This window comes from Brevibacterium sp. K11IcPPYGO002 (genome assembly GCF_050920635.1).
GTDB lineage: Bacteria > Actinomycetota > Actinomycetes > Actinomycetales > Brevibacteriaceae > Brevibacterium.
On the sequence record NZ_CP131929.1, the window covers coordinates 775,357 to 802,216 of the forward strand.

The following is a 26,860-nucleotide window of genomic DNA, read 5'->3' on the forward strand; positions in this document are numbered from 1 at the left end:
TTGACAGCGTGTCGAAAGTACTTGAGATCCTGACCCCGGAGGGCCTTCCGCCGCTGGCCGAGAAGCCCGGTGTCTCCTTCATCATGCCGGTCCTCAACGAGGCCGAGCACATCGAGCAGGCGATCACCACGATCCTCGCGCAGGAGTATGACGGCGACAAAGAGATCGTGCTGGCTCTCGGTCCCTCGACCGACGATACGAATGCCATCATCGCATCGATGGCCGCCCGCGACTCACGGATCCAGACGGTCGACAATCCGCAGGCCGCGACCCCGATCGGGCTCAACCTCGCCATCGCCGCGACCCGGCACCCGGTGATCATCCGCGTCGACGCGCATTCCGGACTTAGGCCCGACTACACCAAGCAGGCCATCGACACTCTGCGCGAGACGAAGGCCGCGAACTGCGGGGGACTCATGCTCGCCCGCGGCAGGACCTCCTTCCAGAAAGCCGTGGCACGGGCCTATATGTCCCCGGTCGGCCTCGGCGGCCCCGCGTACCACTCCGGCGACGAGGCGCAGGAAGCCGAATCGGCCTACCTCGGCGTCTATCGTCGGGAAGTGTTCGACCACCTCGGCGGGTTCGACGAAGGCATCAAACGCGGTCAGGACTGGGAGCTCAACCTGCGCATCCGCACCGCCGGCGGCCGCATCTGGTTCAACCCCGACATGGAAGTCACCTATTGGCCGCGCGGCACCTGGTCGAAGATCGCGCAGCAGTTCTGGGCCACCGGAATCTGGCGGGCCGAACTCATCCGCCGCTACGGATCGCAGAACTCGCTGCGCTACTTCGCCCCGCCGCTGCTCGTGCTCGGCATCAGCGCGGCCGTCGTCGAGACCCTGCTCCAACTGACGGGCACGACGAAGCGGTGGCCGAAGTTCCTCCGCCGGTTCACCTCGCTCATCCACGTGCCGAGCTTCGGCTACATCGCCGGAATCCTGGCCACCGCCTCGGCGGCGAAGGACTGCGGACGACGCGAGCGATTCTGGTTCGGCATCGTCCTTCCGACCATGCACCTGTGCTGGGGCGCCGGGTTCCTCCGGGGGCTCGTCACCGGGGCCGGAACGACGAAGGACAGCAGCCGATGAGCAAGAAGAAGCCGAGCCGGGCACACCGGGACCGCTACGGCCGCGGCACCACTGATCCGCTGCCGAGCGTCGATCCCGAATCCCGCGAACGCATTCCCGTGCCCGATCGTCCCGAGCCGAAGAAATTCAACGCCCCTCTGTGGGCCGGAATCATCGTCGTCGTCCTCGTCGCGGGTGTGTTCGCGATGAACCTCTTCGGCTCCGACGACCAGCTGACCGTCGATTCGCTCAACCCGCCGGCCGTGGGCGCCCTCGACGGCGGATCCTCGGTGTATCCGGCGAACTCGAAGCGCGCCTTCACCGAGAATGTGAAGTTCGGCTACCTGCCCGCACCCACGCTCACCGCGCTGGGCGACGGTACGATCGTGGCCGCGAACCCGGAGACCGCCGCCGAGGACATGGGCCTGAAGAAGAGCCTTGACGAGCTCGACTCGGACGAATTCCTCGACCAGACCATCAAACCGGCCCGCAAGGACACGAGCCCGGGCGAGCCCATCACCTGGGATCAGATCGTCGACGAGTTCGGCGGGGACACCGTGTTCATGCCCGCCATCGACTCCGCCGAGGTGGCCACCCCCGCATTGAAGACCATCACCGAGGCGGGGCTCGAGGATTCGACGCTCGTGCGCACCGATGACCCCGAGGTGGCCCGTGCCGCCGCCGATGCCGGCGTCGGCGCCATGTTCACCGGGGACGTGACGGCGACACGGAACGAGTCGCTTTCCGGTAGCGGATACACGGCCCTGGCTGTCGAGGCCGATGTCGCCGAGAAATGGACCGGAGTGGACCTGGCCGTCTGGGCCACCGACGTCAAGGACGAGAAGCAGCTCGAGAAGCTCGCAGACGCCGGAGTCACCGGCGCGCTGAGTGAGAACCCGTACACGGTTCTGCCGTCCGAAGTGAAGAAGAACTGACCGTGGCCTCGAAATAGCTGTGTCCCCGAACTGACCGTGACGCTGGGGCGGACGGCCGCCTCGGCGAGAAGATGTTGACTATGCCCACGACTACGAAGGAGACGCAATGACCCAGCCCATCGGCAACCCATCGCATATCGGCAATCTGGATGCCAGCCAGCTCGGCCCGCAGCCGACCTACCTGCCGGACGACCACCCGGACGTCGACGCTCGCAAGCGCATCGACGCAGGTGAAGAGCCCATCGACGTGGCAGCCGCACTGCCGGCTTCCTCGTTGGCTTGGGCGGAACTCGCCGAGGAAGCGCACCAGGAGGGCCGCCTCGTCGACGCCTATGCCTACGCCCGCGTCGGCTACCACCGCGGACTCGACGCCCTGCGTGCCGCCGGATGGCGCGGTGCCGGCCCGATCCCGTACTCGCACGAAGTCAACCGCGGATTCCTCCGCGCGCTCTACGCTCTCGGCCGTGCCGCCGGAGCGATCGGCGAAGGCGAAGAGGCCGCGCGCATCGAGGAGTTCCTGCACTCCTCCGACCCGACAGCCGTGGACGCCATCGGCCGCGGGGAGTAAGGGAGCAGGCCCGCCGCATCGTCGGCGAATACATCGGCCTCCGTGGTGCGTGAGCAAACGCACCGCGGAGGCCGATTGTGCTTGTCGGCAGGGCGGCGTAGAACTATATGAATGGGTAATGTTTCCGAGACAGTCATGACGGCAGAGCAGCGCAAGATCCTGGCGGTGATGCTCGTCCCGATGTTCATGTCGCTGCTGAGCGTCTCGATCGTCAATGTCATCCTCCCCGACATGCAGCGCTCGATCGGCGCCTCGAACTCGGCGATCCAGTGGGTTCTGTCGGGCTATACGCTCGCCTTCGGCGTGCTCCTCGTCGCCGCCGGCCGAGCCGGCGACCTCTTCGGGCGTGGTCGGCTCTTCGTCATCGGCGTCAGTGTCTTCGCCCTCGGCTCCCTCATCTCGGGACTGTCCCCGGACCCGCTCGTGCTCAACATCGCCCGTGTCGTCATGGGCCTCGGCTCCGGCCTGCTCAGCCCCCAGGGCGTGGGGATGCTCCAGCAGTACTTCCACGGCAAGGTGCGCGGTCGCGCCTTCGGAATGTTCGGCACGATCGTCGGGGTCTCCGTGGGCATCGGCCCCGTCCTCGGCGGTGGACTCATCGCTGTCCTCGGCGACGAATGGGGATGGCGATCGGCGTTCCTCATCAACGTGCCGATCGCCCTGACCGCGATCATCCTCGGCCGGTTCTGGCTGCCCAAGAGCGCCTGGATCGGCACCGGCACCGAGTCCGCCTCGCAGGGCCGACGTCGGGCCGACTTCGACCCGATCGGACTCGTGCTGCTCGGCGTGGGCACGCTGCTGGTCATGCTGCCCTTCCTCGAACGCGGCGCAGGGGCGTGGATCTACGCCCTCGTCCCGGTCGGCGTCGCCGTCGTCTGGCTGTGGGTGCGGTGGGAGAACCGGTACTCCCGCCGAGGCGGATCACCGATGGTCGACATGCAGCTGTTCCGGACGCGCAGCTTCGCCTACGGGGCGTCGCTGACGTCCATGTATTTCGTCGGCATGCCCGGCATCTGGGTCATCGTGGCGCTCTACCTGCAGAACGGTCTCGGGTTCCCCGCCCTCCACGCCGGCCTCATCGGTCTGCCCTCGGCGCTGCTCTCGGCCATCGCCGCACAGGCAGCCGGCCGTGTCGTGCTCACCTTCGGACGGAAGATGGTCGTCCTCGGGGTGGCGATCGGTCTGACCGGGGTCGTCGCCTCGGCGCTGCTGGTGCTGGCACATGAGGCCTGGGGAATCAGCATCTGGTGGCTGCTGCTGACGCTCGGGATCACCGGCCTCGGACAGGGAATGGCGATCAGCCCGAACCAGACGCTCACTCTGGCCGAGGTGCCCGTCGAGTACGCGGGCAGCTCCGGCGGCGTGATGCAGACCGGGCAGCGGGTGGGCACGGCCATCGGCATCGCGATCGTCACCGCCGTGTTCTTCGTCGTCCAGCCTCTGGCCGGCTACGGCGCTGCCGTCGTTGCGGGTTTCGGGTTCATCGCGCTCGTCATCGTCTTCGCCGGAATCATCGGACTGGTCGATCTCGCCCGCGGTCGGGCCAAGGCCCGGCAGGAGGGGCAGCCGGTCAGCAGCTGAGGCCCGGTCCGACGGCATCGTCGATTTCTGGGTCGAGGTGCTCAATCAGAACGACGAGGTCGTCCCGATTGCGACTTAAGTGGGGCCAGTTTGCTCGTCTACCCGTAAGTAGCGGGCAATCTCGCCCCACTTAAGTTTCGTCAGCGGGGGAGAAGGGCTTGCTTGCGCAGGGGAGAGCGTCGCCCGCCCGCTTCGGTCACGTCTGGGGCGGAGGGGGGCTCGGGCGCGTCTGGGCGGAGGCGACTCGGTCGGGTCAGGCTTGAGGATCGGGGGCGGTCGCCTCGGCGCGTTCGATGTACTGGGCTGCGAATACGGCGTCGAGGAGGCCGGGGAAGCGAGCGTCGAGGTCATCCTTGCGCAGGGTATTCATGATCTTCGTGCCCTCGTACTCCTGGCGGATGACGCCGGCTTCGCGCAGGGTGCGGAAGTGGTACGTCGCCGTCGACTTCGACACCGGCAGCTCGAAGGTCGCACACGCATGATCGTCGAATGCGTCGTTGAGCTTGCAGGCAACGGTCCGACGGACCGGGTCGGCCAGCGCGGCCAGAACCGCGTCGAGTCTCATCTCGCCCCTGCTGGGGTGGTCGAGTGTGCGCATCAGGACCCTCCCTTCTCGCCATCGTGTCGGTCAGCGTCGGTGGATGTCGTCTGAACAGCCACCGATCACATGTAGCGCCGTATCTCCCCATTGTACGAAACATTTGGTAGTACGAAATTCATCGTAGTATGGTCCTTCATTGAAGTACGAAGAACGTCGTACATCCAATTGCACATTCTCCACGAGATCGCGAGGTGCCATGTCTCATCTGCTGTTCGAACCGCTCACTCTGCGCGGCCTGACCTTCCGCAACCGCATCTGGGTTCCGCCCATGTGCCAGTACTCCGTCGAGGCTCTCGACGGCGTCCCTGTCCCTTGGCACACCGTCCACTACGGCGCCATGGCCAGGGGAGGTGCGGGAGCTGTCATCGTCGAAGCCACCGGCGTCACTCCCGAGGGGCGGATCTCGGCGAAGGACCTGGGGCTGTGGAATGACGCGCAGCGCGACGCCTTCGCCCCCATCGTCGACTTCCTTCACTCGCAGGGAGCGGCCGCCGGCATCCAGCTCGGCCACGCGGGCCGCAAGGCCTCGACATATCCCGAGTGGGGGACCGACGGCGACGGCAGCGTCCCGGTCGAGCAGGGCGGTTGGCAGACCGTGGCTCCGTCCGCGTTGGCCTTCGAGGGCCTCGCCGAACCCCGGGCCCTGACTGAGACGGAGATCGCCGAGGTGGTCGCGGCCTTCCGGTCCTCGGCGCGCCGGGCGATCGAGGCCGGGTTCGACTTCGTCGAGATCCATGCCGCCCACGGCTATCTCATCGACGAGTTCCTGTCCCCGCTGAGCAACACTCGTACCGATTCCTACGGGGGATCGCCGGAGAACCGTGCCCGGCTGCTGCTCGAGGTCGTCGATGCCACCCGCGCCGAGGTGGGCGACGACGTTCCCGTGTTCGTGCGCCTGTCCGCGACGGACTGGACCGACGGTGGGCTCACACTCGACGACACCGTCCACGTCGCCGGATGGCTCAAGGAACACGGCGTCGACCTCATCGACGTCTCCTCCGGCGGCAATGTGATGGCGTCGATTCCCGTCGGTCCCGGCTACCAGACGACCCTGGCCGCCGGCGTGCGCCAGGGATCGGGGCTGCCGACCGCGGCCGTCGGCCTCATCAGCGAACCGTTCCAGGGCGAGCACATACTGGCCACCGGCCAGGCCGATGCGATCCTCGCGGGCCGTGAGCATCTGCGCGACCCGAACTTCGCGCTGCGCGCCGCCGACGCCCTGCGCTTCGATATCGACTACCGCCCGGCCCAATATCAGCGGGCCTACGCGTGAGCTGATGCTGAGGCGCTGGCGGAGTGACGGGCTCGGGCGCTGACGGCCCAGTCGAAGTCGAAGAGCACATGATCAAATGTGTGCTCTTCGACTTCAACTGGGCCGTTTGGCGTCTGCGCGGACAGCGCCTCGATGAGGGGAGGCGTGTCGAGATGCGGCTGATCTTAAAACGGTCGGTCGCAGCTAAGCCAGACCGCCGAGCCACAGCCCGATCGCCGCGGCCGTTGTGGCGAAGACGAGGGTGCCGAGTCCGTTGACCAGACCGGCGACCCAGCGACGTTGCTGGAGAAGTCGGACGGTTTCGAAGCTCGCCGTCGAAAACGTCGTGTACCCGCCGAGGAATCCCGTGCCGAGCACCAGATGCCAGGCTTCCGGCAGCAGGTTCGCTCCGGCCAGCCCGGTGAGCAGACCGAGAGCGAGCGACCCCGAGACGTTGATGATGATCGTCCCCCACGGCAGGGCGGTGCTCATGCGGGACTTGATGAGTCCGTCGAGCAGCATCCGTGACGAGGCACCGAGCCCGCCGGCGGCGGCAAGGGCGATGAAGACCAGCGGGGTCATCGGGCGCCTCCCGGGTGACGGTCAGTTGAGACATCGCGACCGGCATCCGCGGCGTCCTCGTCCCAGGAGTCGGCATCGATCGGGAGATCGTCGGCCCCCTCGTCGACCTCACCGCCGCCTCGACGCAGCGCCGTCGCCGTGGCGATGCCGACGAACGTGGCGAGACCGCCGATGAGCACCGTGCCCACCCCGTAGGCCAGACCGACACCGGGATTGTCCGCACCGCCCGGACCCGCGCCGAGGAGGCCCGCCGTATCCGCGGCCAGTGCACTGTACGTGGTGAAACCGCCCATGAAACCGGTGCCCACGAGGATTCGCGTTCTCCGGCGCCACCCCTCATCGGGACCGCTGCGCGCCAGGGAATCCAAGAGAAGACCGAGTGCGAACGCGCCGAGGATGTTGACCGTGAGGATCGCCCACGGCACATCGCCGAGGGACGGCAGGCTCAGACTGACCGCCTCGCGTGCCGCGGTTCCGAGCGTGCCGCCGAGGAACGCGAGCCCCAGATAGGACAGCCGCAGATGGACCGGCCGGGTCACTGCCCGGCCTCGCCGGTCAGAGGTTCAGCAGCGGGGGAGGCGCCTGGTGTCGGCGACGTCGCAGCGGCTTCGGGGCCGTCCATGCCCTCGGCGCCTGCCGCCAGCGGAACGACGACGAGCGGGCGATGCTGGTGCCTCGACAGCTGGATCGCGACCGAACCGTTGAAGAACTCGTGCAACGATCCGCGGACACCTGCGCGACGGACGCCGAGGACGATCATGCGGGCATCGAGCGCCTCGGCGAGCCGGTCGAGTTCCTGCGCCGGCGACCCCGCCAGCGCACGGGTCGACCAGGCCACATGCGTCCCTGCCAGGGCGGCAGCGATGCGGCGCTCGAGTTCGGGGTCGAACTCGGTGGCCGCCTCGTCGGTGGTGTCGGGATCGATGGGCATCGAGAGCACGGAGCCGTCGGGGCGGGTCTCAACGGTGTAGCGGGAGTCGTCGACATGGGCACAGATCAGCTCGGCGTCGAAGTGGGCGGCGTAGTCCGCGGCGGCGGCGATCACCTCGGCGGGCTGATCGGGGACGATGCCGAGGATGATGCGGGCGCGCGGCGGACCGTCATGTTTCGGATCGCGATGTCTCGGTTCGGGGCCGGTGGTCATGGTCTCTCCTACCTTTCGGGCATGCTGAAGCCGGTCGAGGTAGGGACTGTTGTCGACTGCGGAGTCTCGAGCGTCTGCACGAGTCCCGCGCCGAGGTTGGGTACGGCGAGCCCCACCGCCGTGTCGCGCATGCGCGACACCAATATTGTGCCATAAGCGGCCGACAAAGGCCGCGGTGAAGTGTCGGCGCAGTTCGCGAACCGGCTCAAGCGCCCTGAATCGCACGGCGGCATGGAACGATAGGGTTCTGACGGTTCTATGCCAACGGCGCGCAAGAAGATTGGAAGACTATATGGACGACGTACCACACACCGAAGGCGACGCGATGGCGAAGCCGCTGCAGATCACCGAACTGCTCTCATTCCGAGTGCGTCGTCTGGCCAACCTGTTGTCTGCCAGTGCCGGGCCGCGATTTCGGCGAGAATTCGATGTCAGTCTTCCCGAGTGGCGAACATTGGCCCTGCTCGGCCAAACACAGCCGATGACAGTGAACAAACTGGCTCGTCTGGCTGCACTCGACAAAGCACAGATGAGTCGAGTCATCTCGGGGCTTGTGGATCGGGACTTAGTCTCCAAATCATTGGGCCCCCGCCGGTCGAGTCAGCTCACCCTCACCGATAGTGGGCAGTCGCTCTTCGAGCAGATCATCGAGGCGGCAAACGAACGTGACCAAACGGTCTTGGCGGCTTTGGACCCCGAAGAGCGGGAGGTCCTCGACCGGGCGCTGAACAAGCTCGCGGACGTCGCAATCGTCCTTGAACACCACGAGCACGATACTCCCGGATGAGGTGATCGCAGCCCGTGGAATATGCCCTGCAATGAATGTTGACTTTAGTGTTGACAAGTACAACACTCAAGACGAGACTTGAACCACTTAACTGGAATCAAGGCATTGGGGGCTTGACCGTGGCAATCAATTCCGCGACAGAGGTGTCGCCGGCCGAGAAAAAACGCATATATCGAAAGGTGGCGCTGCGGCTGATGCCGCTCCTGGTCATCTGCTACTTCATCAGCTTTATCGACAGGACGAATATCGGCATCGCCCAGATCGGACTGGAGCGCGATCTGGGATTCAGCGAGGCAGTCTACGCATTGGGTGTGAGCTGCTTCTTCATTGGTTTCATTATCTTCGAGATCCCCTCGAACGCGCTCATGTCCCGCATCGGCGCGCGCAAGACCATTGTGCGAATCATGATGTTGTGGGGCTTGGTCACCATTGCCACGATGTTCATCACCGGGCCAGTGACCTTCTATATTGCTCGGTTCTTCCTCGGCGTTGCCGAGGCGGGATTCTTTCCTGGCTGCTTGCTCTTCCTCTCGTACTGGTTCCCTTCGAGCCGACGGACCGGTGTGACCGCGATCTTCTTTATGGCCATTCCGATCTCGGGTGCCGTAGGCTCCGCGATGTCCGGGTGGATTATGAGCGCTTTCGGCGGAGTGGCGGGTCTTGCTGACTGGCAGTGGCTGTTCATTATCGAGGGCATTCCGCCACTCATCCTCGCGGGGATCGCCTGGCTGTCGCTCTGTGACCGGCCGTCGCAGGCCGTGTGGCTGAGCGACGTGGAAAAGGCTGTCATTGAGCGAGACCTTGCGGATGACTCTGCGACGAAAGGAGCCAGGTCCGAATCGCACGGCGGTCTGCGAGTTGCGCTGCGCGACCCCAGGGTGTGGATTCTCGGACTCGGCGCCTGTGCGGCGTACACTTTCGCCAATGCGGTCTCCTTTTGGACGCCGCGAATCATCCACCGGTCCGGCATCGACGATCCGCTGTCACTGGGCTTGCTCTCTGCAATCCCGCCGATCGGTGGAATCATCGTCATGTTGCTCGTCGGGGGTCACTCGGACAGAACGCGCGAGCGTCGTTGGCATACGGCGGTGCCGTGGCTGACCGGCGTCGCGACCATGTTCATCCTTGCGTTCACCCTTGATACACCGCCGCTCGTGGTAGTGCTGCTCACCGTGATGGCGTGCGCTCACTACTCGGGGCTCACGGTCTTTTACTCGATCCCGTCGATCTATCTGTCGCCGCGGACCGCCGCTACCGGCATTGCCTTCGTTACTGCTGCGGGATCGGTCATGGCTGCCGTGGCCCCGGCAATGCTGGCCGCGATCCAGGTGATCACCGGCGATATATCTGTTGGTCTCATGGCCAGTGGTCTCATTATTCTGTGCGGAGTATTCGTTGTTCTCATCGGTATCCCGGCCAGGTCGCTGCGTGAAGCGGATACGAGGCTGTGCACCGAGCTGAATGCTGATGGGGAATCGCCAGTCGATCAAGGTGGCCGCGGCGATGGGGTCGCGTCGGGGCGCGTGGTGTCAGGCGATGAGGAACGGTGAGGCGAAATAGATGACGACTGTTGATTAAATCAACAGTCGTGCGATAGCCTAAAGGGACGACAAAGGAGCAGTACCAGAATGAACGACAGAGTGAGCATCAACGAATGTTTCGCCCGAGACGGCCTGCAACATGAAAGCGCATTCGTACCGACTGCAAAGAAGCTCGCAGTGCTCGCATCCTTCACTGGCGCCGGATTCCGACGCATTGAAGCCACCAGCTACAGCCATCCGAAGCAGGTGCCCGCTTTCACCGACGCCAGTGAACTGCTCAGTGCACTACCGAGGCGTGAAGGAATCTCGTTCAAAGCGACGTGCCCTAATCAGAAGGCCGTTCAACGTGCGCTGGCAGACGCTGAGGCCGGCTACGGTGCTGATGAGATCAGCTTGCTCACCTCAGCCAGCAACTCGCACTCGCAGGTCAACCTGCGTGCAAGTCGATTAGAACAGTGGCAGAAGGTCGAAGAGATGGCCGCCATTGCCGCGGGAAATTTCACCCTGGTGGGAGTCGTCTCGGTCGCCTTCGGCTGCCCGTTCGAAGGAGCCATCGACCCGCAGATTGTTATCGATGATGTGGCACGGTTCCGCGATCTCGGCGCCGGATACGTGACCATCGGGGACACCACCGGCCTGGCGGACCCAGCGGCCGCGAAGCGACTCTTCGCGGAACTGGTGCCGGCCTTTCCCGAGCTCACCATCGTCGCTCACTTCCACGACACACGCGGCCTCGGCATCGCTAACATCATGGCCGCCTATGAGGCCGGCTGCCGCAGCTTCGACTCAGCCATGGGAGGAGTCGGCGGACACCCGAACATGATCCACTACGGGTCCGGATCGACCGGCAACGTCGCCACCGAAGACACGGTCAATCTCTTCGATTCGCTCGGGGTGGACACTGGCCTCGACCTTGACGCGGTGATGGAGGCCTCTGCCGAATGCGAAAGCATCCTCGGCCGTACGCTCCTGAGCAAGACAGCCAGAGCAGGACTGGCGAACACGATATTGAGAGAGGCAGACGTCGCATGACCAGTGACACGCTCATCATCACGGACTCCGAAGGAGTCAGGACCATCACGCTGAATCGTCCGGACAAACGCAACGCGCTCAACACGGAACTGACCACGGCGATTCGCGATGCCCTCGTCGAGTGCGACCGCGCGCCGGAGGTGCGTGCAGTCGTGATCACCGGCGCTGGTCGCGGATTCTGCGCCGGTGCTGACCTCAAGGAGTTTTCTGACCTCACACCCGACCACGCTGACCGCGTAATTGAGCGGGCAGCTCTGACCTCTGAACTGCAATCGCTTCCGACTCAGCTCTCTGTGCCTGTAGTCGCCGCGGTGAAAGGCCACGCGGTCGGCGGCGGCGCCGGACTGGCCCTGGCCTGCGACATGATCGTCGTCGCCGAAGACGTGTCGTTCGGTTATCCCGAGATCAAGCACGACATCGTGCCTGCGCTCGTGATGACCGGTCTGCAGCGCCACCTCGGCCGCAAACTCGGCTTCGAACTGATCTCGACCGGTCGCACGCTCGGGGCGGTGGAGATGACCGAGTTCGGACTGGCCAACGAGGCCGTCGAAGCAGGCAGGGAAGTTGACCGGGCCCAGGAGATCGCAGCCGGCTGGGCCGGTCGATCCCCCCGCGCAATGAGCGCCATCAAATCCCTGTACTACCGCGTGGCAGATCTCCCGACGGCGGCTGCGATGGACGCCGGTCAGGACCTCAACGCACTTATGCGCTCATTCAGGAGCTGATATGACCAAACCGCTTGATGGAATCCGCATCCTCGACTTCTCCCGCGTACTCGCAGCACCGATGGCCACACAGATCCTCGCCGATATGGGCGCCGAAGTGATCAAGGTCGAACGACCGGGCAAGGGTGACGAAACCCGCTCCTTCGAACCGCGCATCGGTGACGAGAGTGCCTATTTCTTCGCATTCAACCGCGGCAAGAAGTCCATCACCCTCGACCTCAGAAGCGATGACGACCGACATATCGTCGAACGCCTCGTCAACGAGGTCGACGTCGTAGTCGAGAACTTCATTCCCGGCACCATGGACCGCTACGGCCTGGGGTGGGATCGCCTGCACGAGATCAATGAACAACTCATCTATGTCGCAGCCAGCGGATTCGGTCAGACAGGCCCCGAACGGACGCGGAAGGGCTACGACACGGTCTTCCAAGCACTTTCCGGTGTCATGCACCTGACAGGTGAGCCTGAATCGGGCCCGTCCAAAGCTGGCATTCCGCTGGCGGACATGACCAGCGGACTGTGGGTGGCGATCGCGATCCTCACGGGACTCGTCGGTCGTGGCGCCCACGGCATCGGCACCTTCGTCGACATTGCGATGATGGACGTTCAGACGAGCCTGCTCGCGCTCGCAGCGGCGCGCACCTTCGCTCTCGACGACGACCCGATGAGAACTGGAACCGCACATCTCGGCCGGGTGCCCTCTGCCGCTTTCGAATGTCGAGACGGCTGGGTGCAGATCAGCGGCAGCGATCAGCACTGGCCCCTCATCTGTGAGGTCCTCGGCCTCGACGACCTGGTTCACGATCCGCGTCTGGCCACGAACTCGGGACGGGTCGAACGTCGTGAGGAAGTGACTGAAGCCCTCTCAGCGGCCATCTCGTCATGGACTCGTGACCAGCTAGTGGGCGCCCTCGGTGAGCACGGCATTCCCGCCGGCGAAGTGCGCACAGTGAAGGAAGCGTTGAACGCCCCGCAGACACAAGCCCGGGGGATGGTCGGCACCTTCGACCACCCCACGGTCGGGACCTTCTCTGCACTACGCACCCCGGTGAAATTCGACAGCTACGACGACCCGTCAATCACGGTGCCACCGTTGCTGGGAGCAGACAACGAAGCAGTCCTGGGAGTCTTCGACCCTGTCGGAGCTGTGCGCACGCTCGGCGCGGTCGAACCCACTGGACCGGAGGACCCAGCATGAGCCGGAGGCAGATGACTCATGCGGCACAAGATGCCGGCCTCGTGCCGAGTCCTCGAAACACTCTGACGACCGAGCGCCTCGGCGAGGTCCTCGTCGTCACTCTCAACCGTCCCGAGGCCCGCAACGCTGTCAACTTCGAGCTCTGTCACGATCTCAGCGAGACTTTCGCGTCGATCGATGCCGAGCCCCCCGGCGCCGTGCTCATCGGTGCCAACGGTCCCACGTTCTGCGCCGGTGCCGATCTAAAGGAACGACGGGACAAGGATGCCGCCTGGATTCGTAAGAGGCGGCTGGCCTCCTTTGCGGCATACCGGGCGATTCTGCGTTGCCGAGTCCCGGTCATCGCCTATCTGCAGGGAGCCGTCGTCGGTTCCGGGGGAGAGATCGCACTCTCCTGCGACTTCGCGTACGCACAGGACAACGTGAGCTTTCGCTACCCCGAAGTCCACTGGGGAACTATCGGCGCCACCCAACGGCTGCAGCGCGTCGTCGGAATGCGCAAAGCCAAGGAACTCCTCTTCACAAACTCAATGGTGCGCTCGGACGAAGCTGTCGAACTCGGGCTCGTGCAGAAGGTGCTCAGCGCCGCAGAAGGGTGGGAGTTCGCGCTGCAGACGGCACAGACGATGGCCCAAGCACCCACCTCGGCGATGCAACTCACGAAGAGCGCCATAGACTCGGGGAGCGAAGTCAGTCTCGACCAGGGTCTCGACATCGAACTGCGCGCCATCGAGACGAACCTCGCCCAGAGCGAATGGAAGCAGGGACTCGCAGACTTTGAGGCCCGAAATGACGAGAACACCACGACGGAGGTGCGGAAGTGACCGCTCTGAACGAATCCACGGCCGCGTTCGACCCGGACCCATTCGACCGCACGGACGTGCCGGCCGACGCCTGTCCTCTGACTACCTCGGCAGTGCTCGCTCGAGCCGCAGCGACGGTCCCGGACCTTGAAGCCGTGGTCTGCGGCGAGGACCGCGTCACCTATGCCGAGCTTAAGCACGCAGCCGACACTGCCGCTGAGGTGTTGCAACGCATCGGCATTCGCGCCGGTGACCGCGTGGCCCTGTGCGCCGGCAACGGGCCACGCTGGGCGGAGCTGTTCTACGCGATCACTGGCATCGGCGCCGTTGTCGTCGCGGTTAACACCCGGTACCGCTCAAGTGACCTGGCACATGTGCTCAGCGACTCGCAGGCGGCGTTCCTTATCACTGCCCCGCGCGTGCTGTCGAACGATTTCCTGTCGACTATCGACAGCATCGGACCTGGACCTGAATCCCAGTTGCCGCACCCTGAACTGCCTCATCTGAAGTCCGTCGTCGTGCTCGATGACGATGCTGAGGCGAAAATCGCTGCCGGATGGACCCGCTGGTCAGACTTCGTCGGCCCCCGGTCACAAGAGGCGACGACGGACGACGATGCAACCGATCGCAACAACAAGACCGTTGTCGATGACAGCTTCGAAATCGACCCTGCGAGCACTTCGCTCATCCAATACACCTCGGGGACGACGTCTCGGCCGAAGGGGGTGCTTCTGACCCACCGAGGCATGTGCGCCGACGCTCACTTTTCGGCTGTAAGAATGGGACTGCGGGCCGGTGACAGATTCCATTCGGTGCGACCGTTCTTCCACGTAGCGGGCAGCACGCTGTCCGTGCTCAGCAGCGCCCAGTCGATGTCCACTTTGGTGACTATGGAGCGATTCGTCGCTGGTACCGCTCTCGAGGTCCTCGAACGGGAACGCTGCACCCACTTCTCAGGCAATGACACGATTGCCCTGATGCTTCTCGATCACCCGGACCGACCGCAGCGAACCCTCGTCCTGCGTGGAGCCTGGGTAGCGGCGTCTGCCGCTGTGCTCCGACGGGTGGCCGAGGAACTCGGAGCAACTGAGGTCGTCGCCGGGTACGGGCAGTCGGAAGCCTCACCGAACGTCGCACAGTCGGCCTGGTGGGAACCCGCGGATGTGCGGCTCGCTTCGGCGATGCTGCCGCAACCGGGCGTAGAGGTGAGGATCTGGGACGACGCCGCCGACGAGCCGGTGCCGACAGGAGCCAGGGGAGAGATCCAAGTCCGTGGCTGGAACGTCATGACCGGGTATCTCAACAACCCCACGGCCACACGCAATGCCTGCACCTCTGACGGCTGGCTGCGCACCGGGGACCTTGGCACCCTGGACGAGGAAGGACGGCTGATCTATGTCGGCAGACTCAAGGAGATGATCCGAGTCGGCGGAGAGAACGTGTCTCCCGTCGAGATCGAGGAGGAGCTTCTCCTGCATCCAGCGGTGCGCCAGGCCGTAGTCGTCGGAGTGCCCGATCCCCGCCTTATCGAAGTGCCGTTTGCTTTCATCTCGCTGTCCCACGGAAAGTCGATGGGGGAGGCAGAGCTCGTGGCATGGCTGCGCGAACGTGTGGCTGGATTCAAGGTACCCAAATACGTTCGCTTCCTCGACGACTTCGAAGAACTGGGCATGACCGCTAGTTCGAAGATCCAACGCGGCGGGTTGGCCCGTCAGGCACAGACGTACCTCGATAAGATGGCGGCGGTCTGAGATGCGCATCGATACCGCACTGACGCGACTCATCGGGACGGATCTGCCCATCGTCCAAGCCGGAATGTCCTGGGTCAGTTCATGCGCCGAACTCCCGCTGGCTGTCTCCAACGCCGGTGGGCTAGGAGTCATCGCGGCAGGTCCGATGCGGCTGCCCGATCTCGACGAATGCCTCACCCGAATACAGGCAGGCACGAACCGGCCGTGGGCGGTGAACATGCCGCTCTACCGCAAGGGAGCCGAGGAGACGATCGCCCATCTCATTGACCATGCGCCGCCGGTCATCATCGCCTCACAGGGCGGACCGAAGAAGCACCTCGGTGCCTTTCACGAGGTCGGGACGATCTGGCTTCACGTCGTCACGAGCCTCACCCACGCGGCCAAGGCCGTGGAAGCCGGAGTCGACGGACTGGTCGTCGTCGGTGCGGAAGCGGGCGGCCATCCGCCCGAGCACGGAGTGACGAGTCTGGTACTCACCCGCCTTATTGCGCGAGAGTTCCCCGAGATCCCGGTCGTGGCCTCCGGCGGTTTCGCTGACGGTCACGCGCTCGCCGCTGCGCTATCATTGGGAGCCGCCGGCGCCCAATTCGGCACCCGGTTCATCGCCACCACCGAGGCGAACGTGCATTCGGCCTATCAGGACATGGTTCTCGTCGCGGAAGCCGAGGACGCAGTCCTCGTCGGCCGAGAACTCAACCCGATACGCACTCTACGCAATCAGTTCACCGAAGAGATGCTTGATCTCGAGTATGCGGGTGCGCCGGTCGGCGACCGACGGGAAGTCTTCGCCTCGAAAGTGCTTCGCCAGTCGGCCAAAGACGGTGAGGTCGAGACCGGGAAAGTCGAAGCCGGTCAGACAGCAGGATTGGTATCGGAACGACTCCCCGCAGCCGAAGTGGTCCGACGGATCGCTACCGAGTACTGTGCCGTCGTGGACCGCCTTCCTCGAGCAGCCGGCGGTGACGGTATTCTGAGGCAAACACAGACAGACGCGCCAGTGGCGGTCGCTGGGTAGCTTGGCAGGTCACCCACAAAGCTACCCGGCGGGCCGCCTCGGCGAGGTTGTCGTCGTGGTGATCAGCGCTATGCGCGGTACCGGTCGACGGCACGGCGGAGACGTTCGAGGCCGTCGTCGATGCGGTCGGGGGCCGCCGAAGCGAAGCACAGGCGCAGCGCATTCGAGAAGTTCCCGGCCGGGGAGAACGCGGGACCGGGGATGTAGGCGACCCCCTCCTCGAGCGCGGTGGTCATGAGGTCTTCGGTGTTGATGGATTCGTCCTCGAAGGTCGCCCACAGGAAGAATCCGCCGTCGGGATCGGTGGCTCGGATCTCGCCGTGGAAGAGGCGGGCCAAGCCCTCTGACATCGCGATCTTCCGGTCGCGGTAGGCCTTGCGCAGGACCTCGACGTGGGAGTCGGCACCGCCTTCGGCCAGCCAGCGGGCGATGAGGTGCTGGTTGGGAACGGGGGCGCAGGAGTCCATCGTCTGTTTGGCGTTGACGGCGAGCTCGCGGACCTCCGGGTCGACGTCGATCCACCCGACCCGCAGGCCCGGGGCGACGAATTTCGAGAAGGTGCGCACTCCGAAGATGAGGGGATCGTTCGGGCTGAGGTCGCTCAGCGCCGGCAGGGACTGGCCTTCGAAGCGCAGCATTCCGTACGGGTTGTCCTCGATGATGACCGAACGGTGGCGGTGAGCGAACTCGAGCAGGCGTTCGCGACGCGGCAGAGACATCGTCACTCCGGCGGGGTTCTGGAAGGTCGGGACGGTGTAGATGACCTTCGGGGCGCGCCCGGTGCGCTGCGTGTGCTCTTCGAGGGCGTCGATCTGCATGCCTTCTTCGTCGACGGGGATCTCGAGGATCTCCGCTTCATAGCTCATGGCCGTCGCCGAGCCGTTCGTATAGGTCGGCGACTCACAGGCGACGAGGTCGCCCGGGGTGACGAAGAGCTTGAACCCGAGGTCGAGGCCCTGCATTCCTCCGGAGGTGATGAGGAGGCGGTCACGGTTTCCCTGCTGTTCGGGCGGGATCTGATCGGTGGACGCGAGGTAGTCGTGGAGGGCCTCGATGAGGATGGGCTCGCCCTTCGTCTCCCCGTACGTGAAGTTCTCCGGGGAGAACACGTCGGAGGCGATCCGGGCGAAATCCGCGGCCGGGAGCATATCCGGGGCCGGTGCCCCCATACCGAACTTGACGATGTCGTGGTGATATTGGGCCAGCACCGTGGTGGAGGCATCGATGACGGACCCGACGAGCTGATCGCGGCGGCGGGCGTAGGGCAGCGCGGGGGACTGCGGCTGGTTCTCGGGCTGGTTCGGGGATCGGTTCTGCGAAGCACTCGTGGCCGGATGCATTGACGTGGTGGACATGAGCGACCTCCTCTGAGCGGTGATGCCCTGAAGTCGACGGCTCCGGCGACCATGCCAAGGCTCCTGCCCGAACGACGGGTTACGTGGGTGACTTCAGCATAGGGGTGGGGGACCTGGCGGACAAGGACGCTGGATGCCTGCGATTTCGGGCGAGTCGGCGATCAGGTGTGTCCTCCCTCGCCGAGGCGGCTCTAAGCTGGAGCCATGACGGACAACGGAGTCGATGCCAACAGCACCTTCGCCCTGCGAGAGGCCGATCTGGCCGCACAGTTCACAGCGTTCATCGACGAACACCGACAGCATCTGCTCGGCAGTCTCAACGAGCTGAGCGAAGACGAAGCGAGGCGGTCCCTGGTGCCGAGCAGAACCCGCCTGCTGTCTCTGCTCAAGCATGCGGTGTTCGTCGAGACCGTCTGGTTCGGTGAGGCGGTCACGGGGAAGAGTCGGGTCGACTACGGGCTGCCGCGCGACTCCAAGGACTCCTTCCTCCTTGATTCCTCGGACACGATCGCCAGCGTTTCGGCTGACTTTCGGGCCGCCGTGGAGCGGTCGCATTCGGCGATCGAGGGAATGGATCTCGACACCGTGCTCACCGGCCATCGGGCGGGACCGATGCCGCTGCGATGGGTCCTCCTCCACGTTCTGCGGGAACTCGCGCACCACTGCGGGCACGCGGACATCCTCCGCGAGCAGATCCTCGCCGAGCGAGGGAGACGCGGCGGCTGGTCCGGGGTCGTGCGCTAGGGAAGGTCCTGCTCGGTCAGTCGGGGTGGGCAGCCGTCCAGGCTGAGCGTGCTGCCGCGGGTGAGCGCCACGGCCGGCGTCGTCGGCTCGGATCAGCCCTGAGTATGATGTGAGCCCCGGCGGCGCAGAACTACCATGGCCGACATGAGCAATCGATCGATCCGGACCGAGGGCCACCGCCCGGAGCCGCAGCTGCCCACCCCCGACCGAGTCGACCGCATCCGTCGCACCCTCACCGCTCATCCGTGGATCGTCGACTCGCTGCTCTGGGCTCTGCCGATCACCTATCTGACCGTCGTCTTCACCTCCTCCCAGGCCGAGCGGAGCGAGATCGCCCTGGTGCCCGTTGCAGTGCAGATCGGCATCGTTCTGCTCCAGACGCTGCCGCTGGGACTGCGGCGCGCAGCCCCGCTGCTGAGCTCCTCGCTCATCGCCGTCGGCTGCCTGCTGACCGTGCTCACGATGATGGGTCCGACCTTCGGCATCGTCGCCGTTCCGCTCACCGTGTATTCGACGACGGCGTGGGGGACACGCAACCACGGTCGCATCGTGCTCGTCCTGGGCCTCCTCGGCGCACTCTTCCTGGGCGGGTGGCTCTACCTCGTGTCCCTGCAGGCGACGATCGGGGTGAACCCGCGCCCCTTGGCCTTCGGCGAATACGTGCTGCTGGTCGTCGTCGTGGCACTGTGTGCGTCGATTGTGCTCATCGCCTGGCTGTTGGGCGGAGTCGGATTCCGTCGCCGCCGCGAGATCGAGGGTATTCGGGAGCGCAACCGCCTGCTGGAACGCGAACGGGAATCCGAGACCCGGCTGGCCGCCGATGCCGAACGCATGCGCATCGCCCGCGAAATGCATGATGTCATCGCCCATTCCCTGTCCGTCGTCATCGCCCAAGCCGACGGAGGTCGCTATGCGTCGAAGACCGATCCGGCTGTCGCGGTCGGCGCCCTCGAGACCATCGCACAGACCGGACGGGAAGCCTTGGCACAGACGCGGTCGCTGCTCGGCTTCCTCCGCGCCGAGGAGGACGACGAGCGCTCTTCGTCGCCGCTGCCCGGCGTCGCCGACATCGGCTCCCTCATCGACGATGTGCGGTCGGCGGGGCTCCCGGTCTCGGTGACCGAACTGGATGACGTCGACCGCGGCCGCTTGGCTGAAGGAGCGTCGCTCGCCGTCTACCGCATCGTTCAGGAAGCGCTGACGAATGTGCTCAAACATGCCGGAGACGGTGCTCGGGCACATGTCGAGCTGCTGGCCGAGGACGCGGAGCTCGTCGCCCGCATCAGCGACAACGGAACCGGACAGACGAGCGCTCGCGTGAGCGGAGAGACGGACGGCCACGGAGCCGACGACCCGACAGGGACGGCTGCCCACGGCCGTGGCTACGGCATCGTCGGCATGCAGGAACGCGCTGCGCTCTACGGCGGCACGCTCACGGCTCGACCGATCCGTTCGACCGGAGTGAAGGACCGGTCCGAAGCGCGCACCGACGCGAAGCCCGGGTTCTCTTCCGGTGCGGTCATGGGAAGCGCCTTCGGAACGATGACGGGATTCCTCGTCGAGGCCCGACTGCCGCTGTCCGCTCCCGCGCCCACTCCCGGACCCGATTCCGGGCTCACCGCGGGCACCGGCCCTCATGATTCGTCCGATCAGGGAGAGAATGGGGCTGCCGGAACCGGGCAGTTCGCCGTAGCAGGACAGGAGGCTGAGACGCGACAGCCCGCCGAGGCTGCCGAGGCTGCCGAGGCCGGAGTGAGTCAGTCCGTCGAAGTCGAGGAGAGCAGCCGATGAGCGCCGATGACGAGGCGACCGTGCACGGTCCGACCGATGCTCGGGAGAGCGGGCCGCTTCGCGTCGTCCTCGTCGATGATCAGGCCCTCGTGAGGGCGGGCTTCGCCATGGTCATCGACTCTCAGCCGGACCTCACCGTCGTCGGACAGGCCGGCGACGGCGCGGCAGGTCTCGACATCGTCGTACAAGATCAACCCGATGTCGTACTCATGGACGTCCGGATGCCCCGCATCGACGGCATCGAAGCGACCCAGCGGATCCTCGCTCTCGCCGACGAGGGGACGATCCGTCCCCCGAAGATCATCGTGCTGACCACCTTCGACGATGACGACTACGCCCTGCGCGCGCTGCGCGCCGGTGCGTCAGGCTTCCTGCTCAAAGACACCCTGCCCGAGGTGCTCCTCGAGTCGATCCGCACCGTCGTCGACGGCGGTGCCGTCATCGCTCCCACCACCACCAGACGACTGCTCGAGACACGACTCCTGCCCCACCTCGGCGCGGAGTCTCGTTCCCATTCGGATCCGCAATCAGCGGCCTCGTCAGCTGGGGCGACCTCGGCCAGGGGAAGTGCGCCCACACAGCCCGAAGGCGTTGAGCCTGCACCATCCGAGGCCGGTGCGAGCCGTCTCGATGCGGCCGATATGCGGCGCCTGGAGTCACTGACCCAGCGCGAGACCGAGGTCCTCGTCCTCATCGCCACCGGTCTCAGCAATACCGAGATCGGCGAGCGGCTCTTCCTCGCGCAGCCGACCGTGAAGACCCACGTCGGTCGGATCCTCATGAAACTCGAGGCCCGTGACCGTGTGCAGGCCGTCGTGTTCGCCTACGAAGCCGGTCTCGTCGGCCCCGGTCACTGAACCGGAAGCATCTCGCACGTGCTTTGGGCCGACTGCTCGAGACCGGTTCATCGTCGGCGAGCAAGGTCGCTCAAAGGAATTCGAAATCATCCTCAGGTATGACGGTCGGGCCACGGCCGCCTCGGCGCTCTGCGGCGAAGACCATCCTCAGGTCCGATGTGGGAGGGTGGGCCCGGCGACGAAGCTGGAGGCATGAACACATCAGCGACATACACCGATGCCCATCTTTCCCCGGCCTCATCCCCGACCTCCGCGCAAGGGTCGACCCGGGGCCAGGGTTCGAACCCCGCACCGAGGCTGGCCATCCAAGCCATCGGACTGCGCAAAACCTACGGTAGAGGGGACGCGCAGGTCCGACCGCTCGACGACCTCAGCCTCGACATCGAAGCCGAACGCTTCACCGCCATCATGGGACCCTCCGGCTCGGGCAAATCGACGCTGCTCAACATGCTCGCCGGACTCGACACCCCGGATTCGGGCGAGGTCTTCATCGGGCGCACGGCGATCTCACGGCTGGGCGACCGCAAGCTCACGGCGCTGCGCCGTGACCGCATCGGCTTCGTCTTCCAGTCCTTCAACCTCGTGCCCGCGATGAGTGCCGAGGAGAACATCCTGCTGCCCTCGCAGCTATCGGGGCAGAAGACCGACCGCCGCATCTTCGATCGCATGGTCGACCTGCTCGGTCTGCGCGAGCGCCTGGGCCACCGGCCGCACGAGCTCTCCGGCGGACAGCAGCAGAGAGTCGCCGTCGCTCGCGCACTCGTCGCCCAGCCCGATGTGCTCGTCGCCGACGAGCCCACCGGCAACCTCGACTCGAGCTCCGGTGAAGAGGTCCTGAACATCCTGCGCGCCTCGGTCGATGAACTCGGGCAGACCGTCGTCATGGTCACCCACGATCCCCGGGCCGCCGCCCGCGCCGACCGCGTCGTTCTGCTCGCCGACGGACGGCTGGCAGGTGAGCTCTCCCAACCGGATCCGGATTCCGTGGCCGCCGCGCTGATGAATGTCACGGCGGCCTCGGCGTCTTCGGGAGCCGCACCTGCTGGCCAGTCGGCCCGCCCGGGGTCTGCAGCCGGTCCCGGGCCTGCCGCCGCGTCCGCGCCGACAGACGGAGGTGCCCGATGATCCGCATCGCCTGGTCCAACCTCCGCAGCGCCTCCGGGCGTCTGAGCGCGGCGATGATCGCGATCGCCGTGTCCGTCGCCTTCATCGTCGCGGCGCTCCTGTTCTCCCAGGCCTTCGGCGACACCCTGCGCAATCAGGTCCAAGCCGAATGGGCCGGCGCCGACGTCGCCGTCACCGCGGCCGCATCCGAGGACCCGGCAGCTGCAGCCGATGAGGCCTCCCCGCTCACCGAGTCCATGCGTCAGACGGTGGCCGACGTCGAGGGGGTCGAGTCCGCCCAGCTCACCGAGTCCGCCTTCGTCGCCGTCAAGGCCGGGTCCACCTCGGTGACAGGGTCGGCCACGAATCTCCCACAGGGACAGTTCGACACCGTCGACGGCTCCGTCCCGGACTCGAACGACGAACTCATGCTCCGCGAAGCCGACGCGAAGACCCTCGGGGTCGGCGTCGGCGACACCATCACCCTCGGCGAGTTCGACGGGCCAGGGCATTCCGCCGCCGGCCCGAGCTACACCGTCTCCGGAATCATGCCCGGCTCCTCGTCCGCGGGGATGAATCTCTACCTCACCGATGACGGGCTGGCCACCGCTCCGGGTGAGCTCGTGCCCGACTCCATCCGAGTCGTCGCCGACGATGGGAGCGATCGCACGGCCCTCGCCGAGGCGGTCGAATCCGCGCTCGCCGATGCCGGTGCCGACGTATCGGTCCAGACCGTCGACCAGGTCGTCGAAGAGCAGATCGAGTCGCTGTCGAAGACCTCCGACATGCTCTCGACCATCGGCATCGCCTTCGGACTGCTGGCCGCGGGAGTCGCGGCACTCGTCATCTCGAACACCTTCAACGTCCTCGTCGCTTCCCGCACCCGCGTGCTCGCACTCTTCCGCGCAATCGGTGCCTCACGCAGTCAGGTGCGCGGGGCCGCGGTGGTGGAGAGCCTCAGCCTCGGGGCTGTCGGCTCCGTGCTGGGCGTCGGACTCGGTCTCCTCATCGGATGGGGACTCTCAACCGTGGTCCGTGCGTTCTGGATGCCGGAATTCGCTCAGATGTCGTCGTCCGCCACGGCGTTCGTCGTCGGGCCCGTCGTCGGCATCCTCGTCACCCTCGCGGCAGGGCTGATCCCCGCGATCCGCGCCTCCCGGGTGTCCCCGATCGAAGCACTTCGACCGGTCGATGTGCCTGCCGCCGCCCCGCGCATCCGGTGGGTGCGACTGAGCCTGTCTCTTGTGCTCGGCATCGGCGGAATCGCGCTGTGCCTGCTCGGGACCACGAGCCAGTCCGTGCTGTTCGGCATCGTCGGCTGCTTCGCGCTCTTCGTCGCTCTCCTCGTCGGTGCGAAGGTCTTCGTGCCGCCGTTGGTGGCGCTGTTCGCCGCCGCAGTCGGCCTGATCACTCGGCGCTCGCCGGCAGTGAAGCTGGCCGGACGGTCGGCGAGCACAGCGGGAGGACGCACCGCCTCGACGACGGGTGCCCTGCTCATCGGGATCACCCTCGTCACAGCCGTGGTCGTCGGTTCCTCGAGCCTGCAGCGAACCCTCGAGCTCGCCACCGCCGAGGACACCCCGGTCGATCTCGTGGTCTCCGCGGCAGGGCAAGACGGTGCCGATGATGCGAAGATCGCCTCCGTGCTCGAAGATTCGCCGATCGTCGAGGAGCGCATGAACATCCCGGCCCCCACCGCCTCGGTGAGCGTCGGTGGGACCGACGGGTCCGGTGATGTGGCGATCACCAGCGCCGAGGCGGCCGCGGACTCCCCGGTTCTGCGCAGCGACGGGTACGACGTCGATGAGGGCACGATCCTCCTCGACCCGACAACGGTGGGACTCGACGAGGCGGATTCTGATGTCGACGGCCAGAGCGCGACCGTCCGCCTCGGCGATCAGAATCTCGATCTGACGATCGAGACTTCCTTCGACGTCCCCGCGGGGACGGCCCTGGTCAGCGGGACTGATGCCAAGACCCTCGAGGAGGCCGCCGGCGACGATGCGGCCGAACAGACCTGGGCGAAGATCGCCGATGACGCTTCGACTTCGCAGATCGAGGCCCTGACCTCCGAACTCGACGCCGTCGGTGCCTCAGCCGATGCGACTGCGGCACAGTACCGGGCGGATTTCGCCTCGCTGTTCCAGGTCGCTCTGAGCGTGGTGCTCGGACTGCTGGCGGCCGCGGTGGTCATCGCCGTGATCGGAGTGGGCAACACACTCACGCTCTCGGTCATCGAACGACGCCGAGAGGGTGCCCTGCTGCGGGCATTGGGATTCACCCGAGCCGCGATGTCGCGGATGATCACGATCGAATCGCTGCTCATGACGGTCATCGCACTGATCGTCGGAGCCGGGGTCGGCACGTTCTTCGGCTGGGTCGGAACGGCATCGATGATGCCTGCCTCAGCGAATCCGGTGCTGTCCGTGCCGTGGACGCAGATCGGGCTGATCGGCGTCGCCGCAGTGCTCGCCGCCGTTCTCGCCTCGGCGATACCGGCGAGGTCGATGTCGCGGATCGCCCCGGCCAAGGGGATGAGCATGGAGTGAGACCGGGGTCGGGTCTCGGTGCGGCCGCGAGTGGGAGCTTCGGGTCTCCTGCCCGCGGCCGCCTCGGTGAGGGAATGCTCCCGATGGCGGCTGTGTCGGTGTGACCCAGTAGACTTGGGGAGTAATGACATCCCCTTTCACTTCGAGGTGAAGCACTCTCATGCCAGCAATCGTTGTCGTCGGCGCTCAGTGGGGCGACGAAGGTAAAGGTAAGACCACCGATATCCTCGGCACCAGCGTCGACTACGTGGTCAAGCCCAATGGTGGGAACAATGCCGGCCACACGGTTGTCGTCGGAGGAGAGAAGTACGAACTCAAGCTTCTGCCGGCGGGCATCCTCTCACCGAACGTCACCCCGGTCATCGGCAACGGCGTCGTCGTCAACCTCGAGGCGCTCTTCGAGGAGATCGACGCGCTCGAGTCGCGCGGCGCGGACACATCGAAGCTGCGGATCTCCGCGAACGCCCACCTCGTGGCTCCGTACCACCAGACGCTGGACAAGGTGACCGAACGGTTCCTCGGCAAGCGGGCCATCGGCACCACCGGCCGCGGCATCGGACCGGCCTATATGGACAAGATCGGGCGCTTGGGCATCCGCGTCCAGGACGTCTTCGACGAGTCCATCCTGCGCCAGAAGATCGAAGGATCGCTGCGGCAGAAGAACGAACTGCTCGTCAAGGTCTACAACCGCCGGGCGGTGTCGGTCGAAGAGATCGTCGAATACTTCGAACCCTTCATCGAACGTCTGCGTCCCTACGTCGCCGAGACCGAGCTCATGCTCAATGAGGCGCTCGACCGCGGTGAGGTCGTCGTCATGGAGGGCGGTCAGGCGACCATGCTCGACGTCGACCACGGCACCTATCCGTTCGTCACCTCGTCGAACCCGACGGCCGGCGGATCCTGCGTGGGTACGGGCATCGGCCCGACCCGCATCAACCGCGTCGTCGGCATCGTCAAGGCGTACACCACCCGTGTGGGTGCCGGACCGTTCCCGACCGAGCTGTTCGATGAGATGGGCGAATACCTGCAGAAGGCCGGCGGAGAATTCGGTGTCAACACCGGTCGTCCGCGCCGCTGCGGCTGGTACGACGCGGTCATCGCCCGCTACGCCGCCCGCACCAACGGCTTCACCGACTATGTGCTGACCAAGCTCGACGTGCTCACCGGCATCGAGCGCATTCCTGTCTGTGTCGCCTACGACGTCGATGGAGTGCGCCAGGATGAGATGCCGGTGTCGCAGACCGAGTTCCACCATGCGAAGCCGATCTTCGAGTACTTCGACGGCTGGACCGAGGACATCACGAAGGCTCGCACCTTCGACGACCTGCCGGTCAATGCGCAGAAGTACGTGCTGGCCCTCGAAGAGCTCTCGGGCTGCCGGATGTCGGTCATCGGCGTCGGCCCCGACCGCGAACAGTCGATCGTGCGTCACGACCTGCTGGACTGAGCAAGGCCCCGGGAGCTTCCCGGATCGAAACACATGGTGAAGGGCGGAACCGACAGTGCGTCGGTTCCGCCCTTCGGCATGAGCCCGTCAGCACAGTGTTTGTGGGTTGCTAACCCCGCAGCTTCCGGATGGACTCGACGGCGCCGTCGTAGGCGGCGGCGATGTCGACGAGGTCGATCCGGTCAGGCAGGTCCCCGGGAGGCTGATGGCTGAGAAGGAATTCCACGGTCGCCCGGACAGAGGCTTCGTCATTGCCCAAGACTCCGTCGGAGACCTCTTCGGCATCGTCGAACATCAGAACGATCTCGTCGGTTCCCGTCGCTGAGCGGATGCTGGCCAGGAACTCTCCCGTGTCCTGCATCTCCACGTCGATCTCTTCAGCCATTCCGACCTCCCACTGCTCGGTGCACGCGGTTCGGTGCATGCGACGA

Annotated in this window: 26 protein-coding genes; 19 read left to right on the forward strand and 7 right to left on the reverse strand. The window is 65.6% G+C overall.

From position 1 onward, the window contains the following. Window positions 1–8: 8 nt before the first annotated feature. The 4 genes from QYM46_RS03450 to QYM46_RS03465 all read left to right on the forward strand — a co-directional run bounded on the left by QYM46_RS03450 (window position 9) and on the right by QYM46_RS03465 (window position 4,151). The gene (locus QYM46_RS03450) at window positions 9–1,088 is read left to right on the forward strand and encodes a glycosyltransferase family 2 protein (protein WP_432790866.1); all 1,080 of its coding nucleotides are present in this window, start codon (window positions 9–11) and stop codon (window positions 1,086–1,088) included. Then, entirely contained in the window at window positions 1,085–2,002 is a 918-nt protein-coding gene (locus QYM46_RS03455) for a hypothetical protein (protein ID WP_432790867.1), read from the forward strand. Before QYM46_RS03450 ends, QYM46_RS03455 begins: the two co-directional genes overlap by 4 nt. 106 nt (window positions 2,003–2,108) lie before the next feature. Further along, entirely contained in the window at window positions 2,109–2,570 is a 462-nt protein-coding gene (locus QYM46_RS03460; protein ID WP_169251340.1) for a DUF3151 domain-containing protein, read from the forward strand. 111 nt (window positions 2,571–2,681) lie between these two features. Then, window positions 2,682–4,151 carry an MFS transporter gene (locus QYM46_RS03465; protein WP_432790868.1) on the forward strand — a complete coding sequence of 490 codons (1,470 nt, stop codon included), beginning with the start codon at window positions 2,682–2,684 and terminating at the stop codon, window positions 4,149–4,151. Window positions 4,152–4,404: 253 nt separating this feature from the next. On the opposite strand, the gene QYM46_RS03470 is transcribed toward QYM46_RS03465, so the two are convergent. Next, window positions 4,405–4,749 carry an ArsR/SmtB family transcription factor gene (locus QYM46_RS03470; RefSeq protein WP_169251342.1) on the reverse strand — a complete coding sequence of 115 codons (345 nt, stop codon included), beginning with the start codon at window positions 4,747–4,749 and terminating at the stop codon, window positions 4,405–4,407. A gap of 199 nt (window positions 4,750–4,948) precedes the next feature. On the opposite strand from QYM46_RS03470, the gene QYM46_RS03475 reads away from it, so the two are divergent. After that, window positions 4,949–6,025 (forward strand): NADH:flavin oxidoreductase/NADH oxidase, encoded by a 1,077-nt coding sequence (locus QYM46_RS03475; RefSeq protein ID WP_432790869.1) that lies wholly within the window; start codon window positions 4,949–4,951, stop codon window positions 6,023–6,025. A 183-nt stretch (window positions 6,026–6,208) separates the two neighbouring features. Here QYM46_RS03475 and crcB read toward each other — a convergent pair whose 3' ends face one another. From crcB to QYM46_RS03495, 4 genes are read right to left on the reverse strand one after another with little or no spacing between them, the layout of a single operon-like run. Then, complete coding sequence (gene crcB, locus QYM46_RS03480) at window positions 6,209–6,586, reverse strand: fluoride efflux transporter CrcB (protein WP_432790870.1); 378 nt, start codon at window positions 6,584–6,586, stop codon at window positions 6,209–6,211. Continuing rightward, a complete protein-coding gene (locus tag QYM46_RS03485; protein WP_432790871.1) occupies window positions 6,583–7,125 on the reverse strand; it encodes a fluoride efflux transporter FluC in 543 nt (180 codons plus the stop codon). The genes crcB and QYM46_RS03485 overlap by 4 nt, the downstream gene beginning before the upstream one ends. Continuing rightward, a complete protein-coding gene (locus QYM46_RS03490; protein ID WP_432790872.1) occupies window positions 7,122–7,730 on the reverse strand; it encodes a universal stress protein in 609 nt (202 codons plus the stop codon). The genes QYM46_RS03485 and QYM46_RS03490 overlap by 4 nt, the downstream gene beginning before the upstream one ends. An 8-nt stretch (window positions 7,731–7,738) precedes the next feature. Next, on the reverse strand, window positions 7,739–7,861 hold the full coding sequence (locus QYM46_RS03495; protein WP_432790873.1) for a hypothetical protein: 123 nt from the start codon (window positions 7,859–7,861) through the stop codon (window positions 7,739–7,741). 161 nt (window positions 7,862–8,022) lie between these two features. On the opposite strand from QYM46_RS03495, the gene QYM46_RS03500 reads away from it, so the two are divergent. The 8 genes from QYM46_RS03500 to QYM46_RS03535 all read left to right on the forward strand — a co-directional run bounded on the left by QYM46_RS03500 (window position 8,023) and on the right by QYM46_RS03535 (window position 16,582). After that, on the forward strand, window positions 8,023–8,517 hold the full coding sequence (locus QYM46_RS03500; protein WP_432790875.1) for a MarR family winged helix-turn-helix transcriptional regulator: 495 nt from the start codon (window positions 8,023–8,025) through the stop codon (window positions 8,515–8,517). A 119-nt stretch (window positions 8,518–8,636) separates the two neighbouring features. Continuing rightward, entirely contained in the window at window positions 8,637–10,067 is a 1,431-nt protein-coding gene (locus QYM46_RS03505; protein ID WP_432791711.1) for an MFS transporter, read from the forward strand. A gap of 78 nt (window positions 10,068–10,145) precedes the next feature. Next, a complete protein-coding gene (locus QYM46_RS03510) occupies window positions 10,146–11,090 on the forward strand; it encodes a hydroxymethylglutaryl-CoA lyase (protein ID WP_432790876.1) in 945 nt (314 codons plus the stop codon). Further along, window positions 11,087–11,815, forward strand: coding sequence for an enoyl-CoA hydratase/isomerase family protein (locus QYM46_RS03515; RefSeq protein ID WP_432790877.1), 729 nt, complete (start codon window positions 11,087–11,089; stop codon window positions 11,813–11,815). The genes QYM46_RS03510 and QYM46_RS03515 overlap by 4 nt, the downstream gene beginning before the upstream one ends. A gap of 1 nt (window position 11,816) precedes the next feature. Beyond that, the gene (locus tag QYM46_RS03520) at window positions 11,817–13,013 is read left to right on the forward strand and encodes a CaiB/BaiF CoA transferase family protein (protein WP_432790878.1); all 1,197 of its coding nucleotides are present in this window, start codon (window positions 11,817–11,819) and stop codon (window positions 13,011–13,013) included. Further along, window positions 13,010–13,837, forward strand: a complete 828-nt coding sequence (locus tag QYM46_RS03525; protein WP_432790879.1) for an enoyl-CoA hydratase/isomerase family protein — start codon at window positions 13,010–13,012, stop codon at window positions 13,835–13,837. Before QYM46_RS03520 ends, QYM46_RS03525 begins: the two co-directional genes overlap by 4 nt. Continuing rightward, window positions 13,834–15,567 (forward strand): class I adenylate-forming enzyme family protein, encoded by a 1,734-nt coding sequence (locus QYM46_RS03530; protein WP_432790880.1) that lies wholly within the window; start codon window positions 13,834–13,836, stop codon window positions 15,565–15,567. Before QYM46_RS03525 ends, QYM46_RS03530 begins: the two co-directional genes overlap by 4 nt. A gap of 1 nt (window position 15,568) precedes the next feature. Continuing rightward, window positions 15,569–16,582, forward strand: coding sequence for an NAD(P)H-dependent flavin oxidoreductase (locus tag QYM46_RS03535; protein ID WP_432790881.1), 1,014 nt, complete (start codon window positions 15,569–15,571; stop codon window positions 16,580–16,582). 68 nt (window positions 16,583–16,650) lie between these two features. Here the strand turns inward: QYM46_RS03535 and QYM46_RS03540 are convergent, their stop codons facing one another. Next, entirely contained in the window at window positions 16,651–17,937 is a 1,287-nt protein-coding gene (locus QYM46_RS03540) for a PLP-dependent aminotransferase family protein (protein ID WP_432790882.1), read from the reverse strand. Between the two features lie 204 nt (window positions 17,938–18,141). On the opposite strand from QYM46_RS03540, the gene QYM46_RS03545 reads away from it, so the two are divergent. The 6 genes from QYM46_RS03545 (at window position 18,142) to QYM46_RS03570 (ending at window position 26,429) form a co-directional block, all read left to right on the forward strand. Then, a complete protein-coding gene (locus QYM46_RS03545) occupies window positions 18,142–18,681 on the forward strand; it encodes a DinB family protein (protein ID WP_432790883.1) in 540 nt (179 codons plus the stop codon). Window positions 18,682–18,825: 144 nt separating this feature from the next. Continuing rightward, window positions 18,826–20,472 (forward strand): sensor histidine kinase, encoded by a 1,647-nt coding sequence (locus tag QYM46_RS03550; protein WP_432790884.1) that lies wholly within the window; start codon window positions 18,826–18,828, stop codon window positions 20,470–20,472. Beyond that, window positions 20,469–21,329 (forward strand): response regulator, encoded by an 861-nt coding sequence (locus QYM46_RS03555; protein ID WP_432790885.1) that lies wholly within the window; start codon window positions 20,469–20,471, stop codon window positions 21,327–21,329. Before QYM46_RS03550 ends, QYM46_RS03555 begins: the two co-directional genes overlap by 4 nt. Window positions 21,330–21,521: 192 nt before the next feature. After that, entirely contained in the window at window positions 21,522–22,454 is a 933-nt protein-coding gene (locus tag QYM46_RS03560) for an ABC transporter ATP-binding protein (protein WP_432790886.1), read from the forward strand. Then, window positions 22,451–24,982, forward strand: coding sequence for an ABC transporter permease (locus tag QYM46_RS03565; protein WP_432790887.1), 2,532 nt, complete (start codon window positions 22,451–22,453; stop codon window positions 24,980–24,982). The genes QYM46_RS03560 and QYM46_RS03565 overlap by 4 nt, the downstream gene beginning before the upstream one ends. A 160-nt stretch (window positions 24,983–25,142) precedes the next feature. Continuing rightward, window positions 25,143–26,429, forward strand: coding sequence for an adenylosuccinate synthase (locus tag QYM46_RS03570; protein ID WP_169251350.1), 1,287 nt, complete (start codon window positions 25,143–25,145; stop codon window positions 26,427–26,429). A 109-nt stretch (window positions 26,430–26,538) separates the two neighbouring features. On the opposite strand, the gene QYM46_RS03575 is transcribed toward QYM46_RS03570, so the two are convergent. Next, window positions 26,539–26,814: a hypothetical protein gene (locus QYM46_RS03575; RefSeq protein ID WP_169251351.1), complete on the reverse strand. Its 276-nt coding sequence runs from the start codon at window positions 26,812–26,814 to the stop codon at window positions 26,539–26,541. Window positions 26,815–26,860: the final 46 nt, after the last annotated feature.

Excerpts from the sequence above, each read along its gene's own strand:
- QYM46_RS03455 (WP_432790867.1), top strand. The coding sequence starts at position 1,085 with ATGAGCAAGAAGAAGCCGAGCCGGGCACACCGGGACCGCTACGGCCGC.
- QYM46_RS03460 (WP_169251340.1), top strand. The coding sequence starts at position 2,109 with ATGACCCAGCCCATCGGCAACCCATCGCATATCGGCAATCTGGATGCC.
- QYM46_RS03465 (WP_432790868.1), top strand. The coding sequence starts at position 2,682 with ATGGGTAATGTTTCCGAGACAGTCATGACGGCAGAGCAGCGCAAGATC.
- QYM46_RS03470 (WP_169251342.1), bottom strand. The coding sequence starts at position 4,749 with ATGCGCACACTCGACCACCCCAGCAGGGGCGAGATGAGACTCGACGCG.
- QYM46_RS03475 (WP_432790869.1), top strand. The coding sequence starts at position 4,949 with ATGTCTCATCTGCTGTTCGAACCGCTCACTCTGCGCGGCCTGACCTTC.
- crcB (WP_432790870.1), bottom strand. The coding sequence starts at position 6,586 with ATGACCCCGCTGGTCTTCATCGCCCTTGCCGCCGCCGGCGGGCTCGGT.
- QYM46_RS03490 (WP_432790872.1), bottom strand. The coding sequence starts at position 7,730 with ATGACCACCGGCCCCGAACCGAGACATCGCGATCCGAAACATGACGGT.
- QYM46_RS03495 (WP_432790873.1), bottom strand. The coding sequence starts at position 7,861 with ATGCGCGACACGGCGGTGGGGCTCGCCGTACCCAACCTCGGCGCGGGA.
- QYM46_RS03500 (WP_432790875.1), top strand. The coding sequence starts at position 8,023 with ATGGACGACGTACCACACACCGAAGGCGACGCGATGGCGAAGCCGCTG.
- QYM46_RS03510 (WP_432790876.1), top strand. The coding sequence starts at position 10,146 with ATGAACGACAGAGTGAGCATCAACGAATGTTTCGCCCGAGACGGCCTG.
- QYM46_RS03515 (WP_432790877.1), top strand. The coding sequence starts at position 11,087 with ATGACCAGTGACACGCTCATCATCACGGACTCCGAAGGAGTCAGGACC.
- QYM46_RS03520 (WP_432790878.1), top strand. The coding sequence starts at position 11,817 with ATGACCAAACCGCTTGATGGAATCCGCATCCTCGACTTCTCCCGCGTA.
- QYM46_RS03525 (WP_432790879.1), top strand. The coding sequence starts at position 13,010 with ATGAGCCGGAGGCAGATGACTCATGCGGCACAAGATGCCGGCCTCGTG.
- QYM46_RS03535 (WP_432790881.1), top strand. The coding sequence starts at position 15,569 with ATGCGCATCGATACCGCACTGACGCGACTCATCGGGACGGATCTGCCC.
- QYM46_RS03540 (WP_432790882.1), bottom strand. The coding sequence starts at position 17,937 with ATGTCCACCACGTCAATGCATCCGGCCACGAGTGCTTCGCAGAACCGA.
- QYM46_RS03545 (WP_432790883.1), top strand. The coding sequence starts at position 18,142 with ATGACGGACAACGGAGTCGATGCCAACAGCACCTTCGCCCTGCGAGAG.
- QYM46_RS03550 (WP_432790884.1), top strand. The coding sequence starts at position 18,826 with ATGAGCAATCGATCGATCCGGACCGAGGGCCACCGCCCGGAGCCGCAG.
- QYM46_RS03555 (WP_432790885.1), top strand. The coding sequence starts at position 20,469 with ATGAGCGCCGATGACGAGGCGACCGTGCACGGTCCGACCGATGCTCGG.
- QYM46_RS03560 (WP_432790886.1), top strand. The coding sequence starts at position 21,522 with ATGAACACATCAGCGACATACACCGATGCCCATCTTTCCCCGGCCTCA.
- QYM46_RS03565 (WP_432790887.1), top strand. The coding sequence starts at position 22,451 with ATGATCCGCATCGCCTGGTCCAACCTCCGCAGCGCCTCCGGGCGTCTG.
- QYM46_RS03570 (WP_169251350.1), top strand. The coding sequence starts at position 25,143 with ATGCCAGCAATCGTTGTCGTCGGCGCTCAGTGGGGCGACGAAGGTAAA.
- QYM46_RS03575 (WP_169251351.1), bottom strand. The coding sequence starts at position 26,814 with ATGGCTGAAGAGATCGACGTGGAGATGCAGGACACGGGAGAGTTCCTG.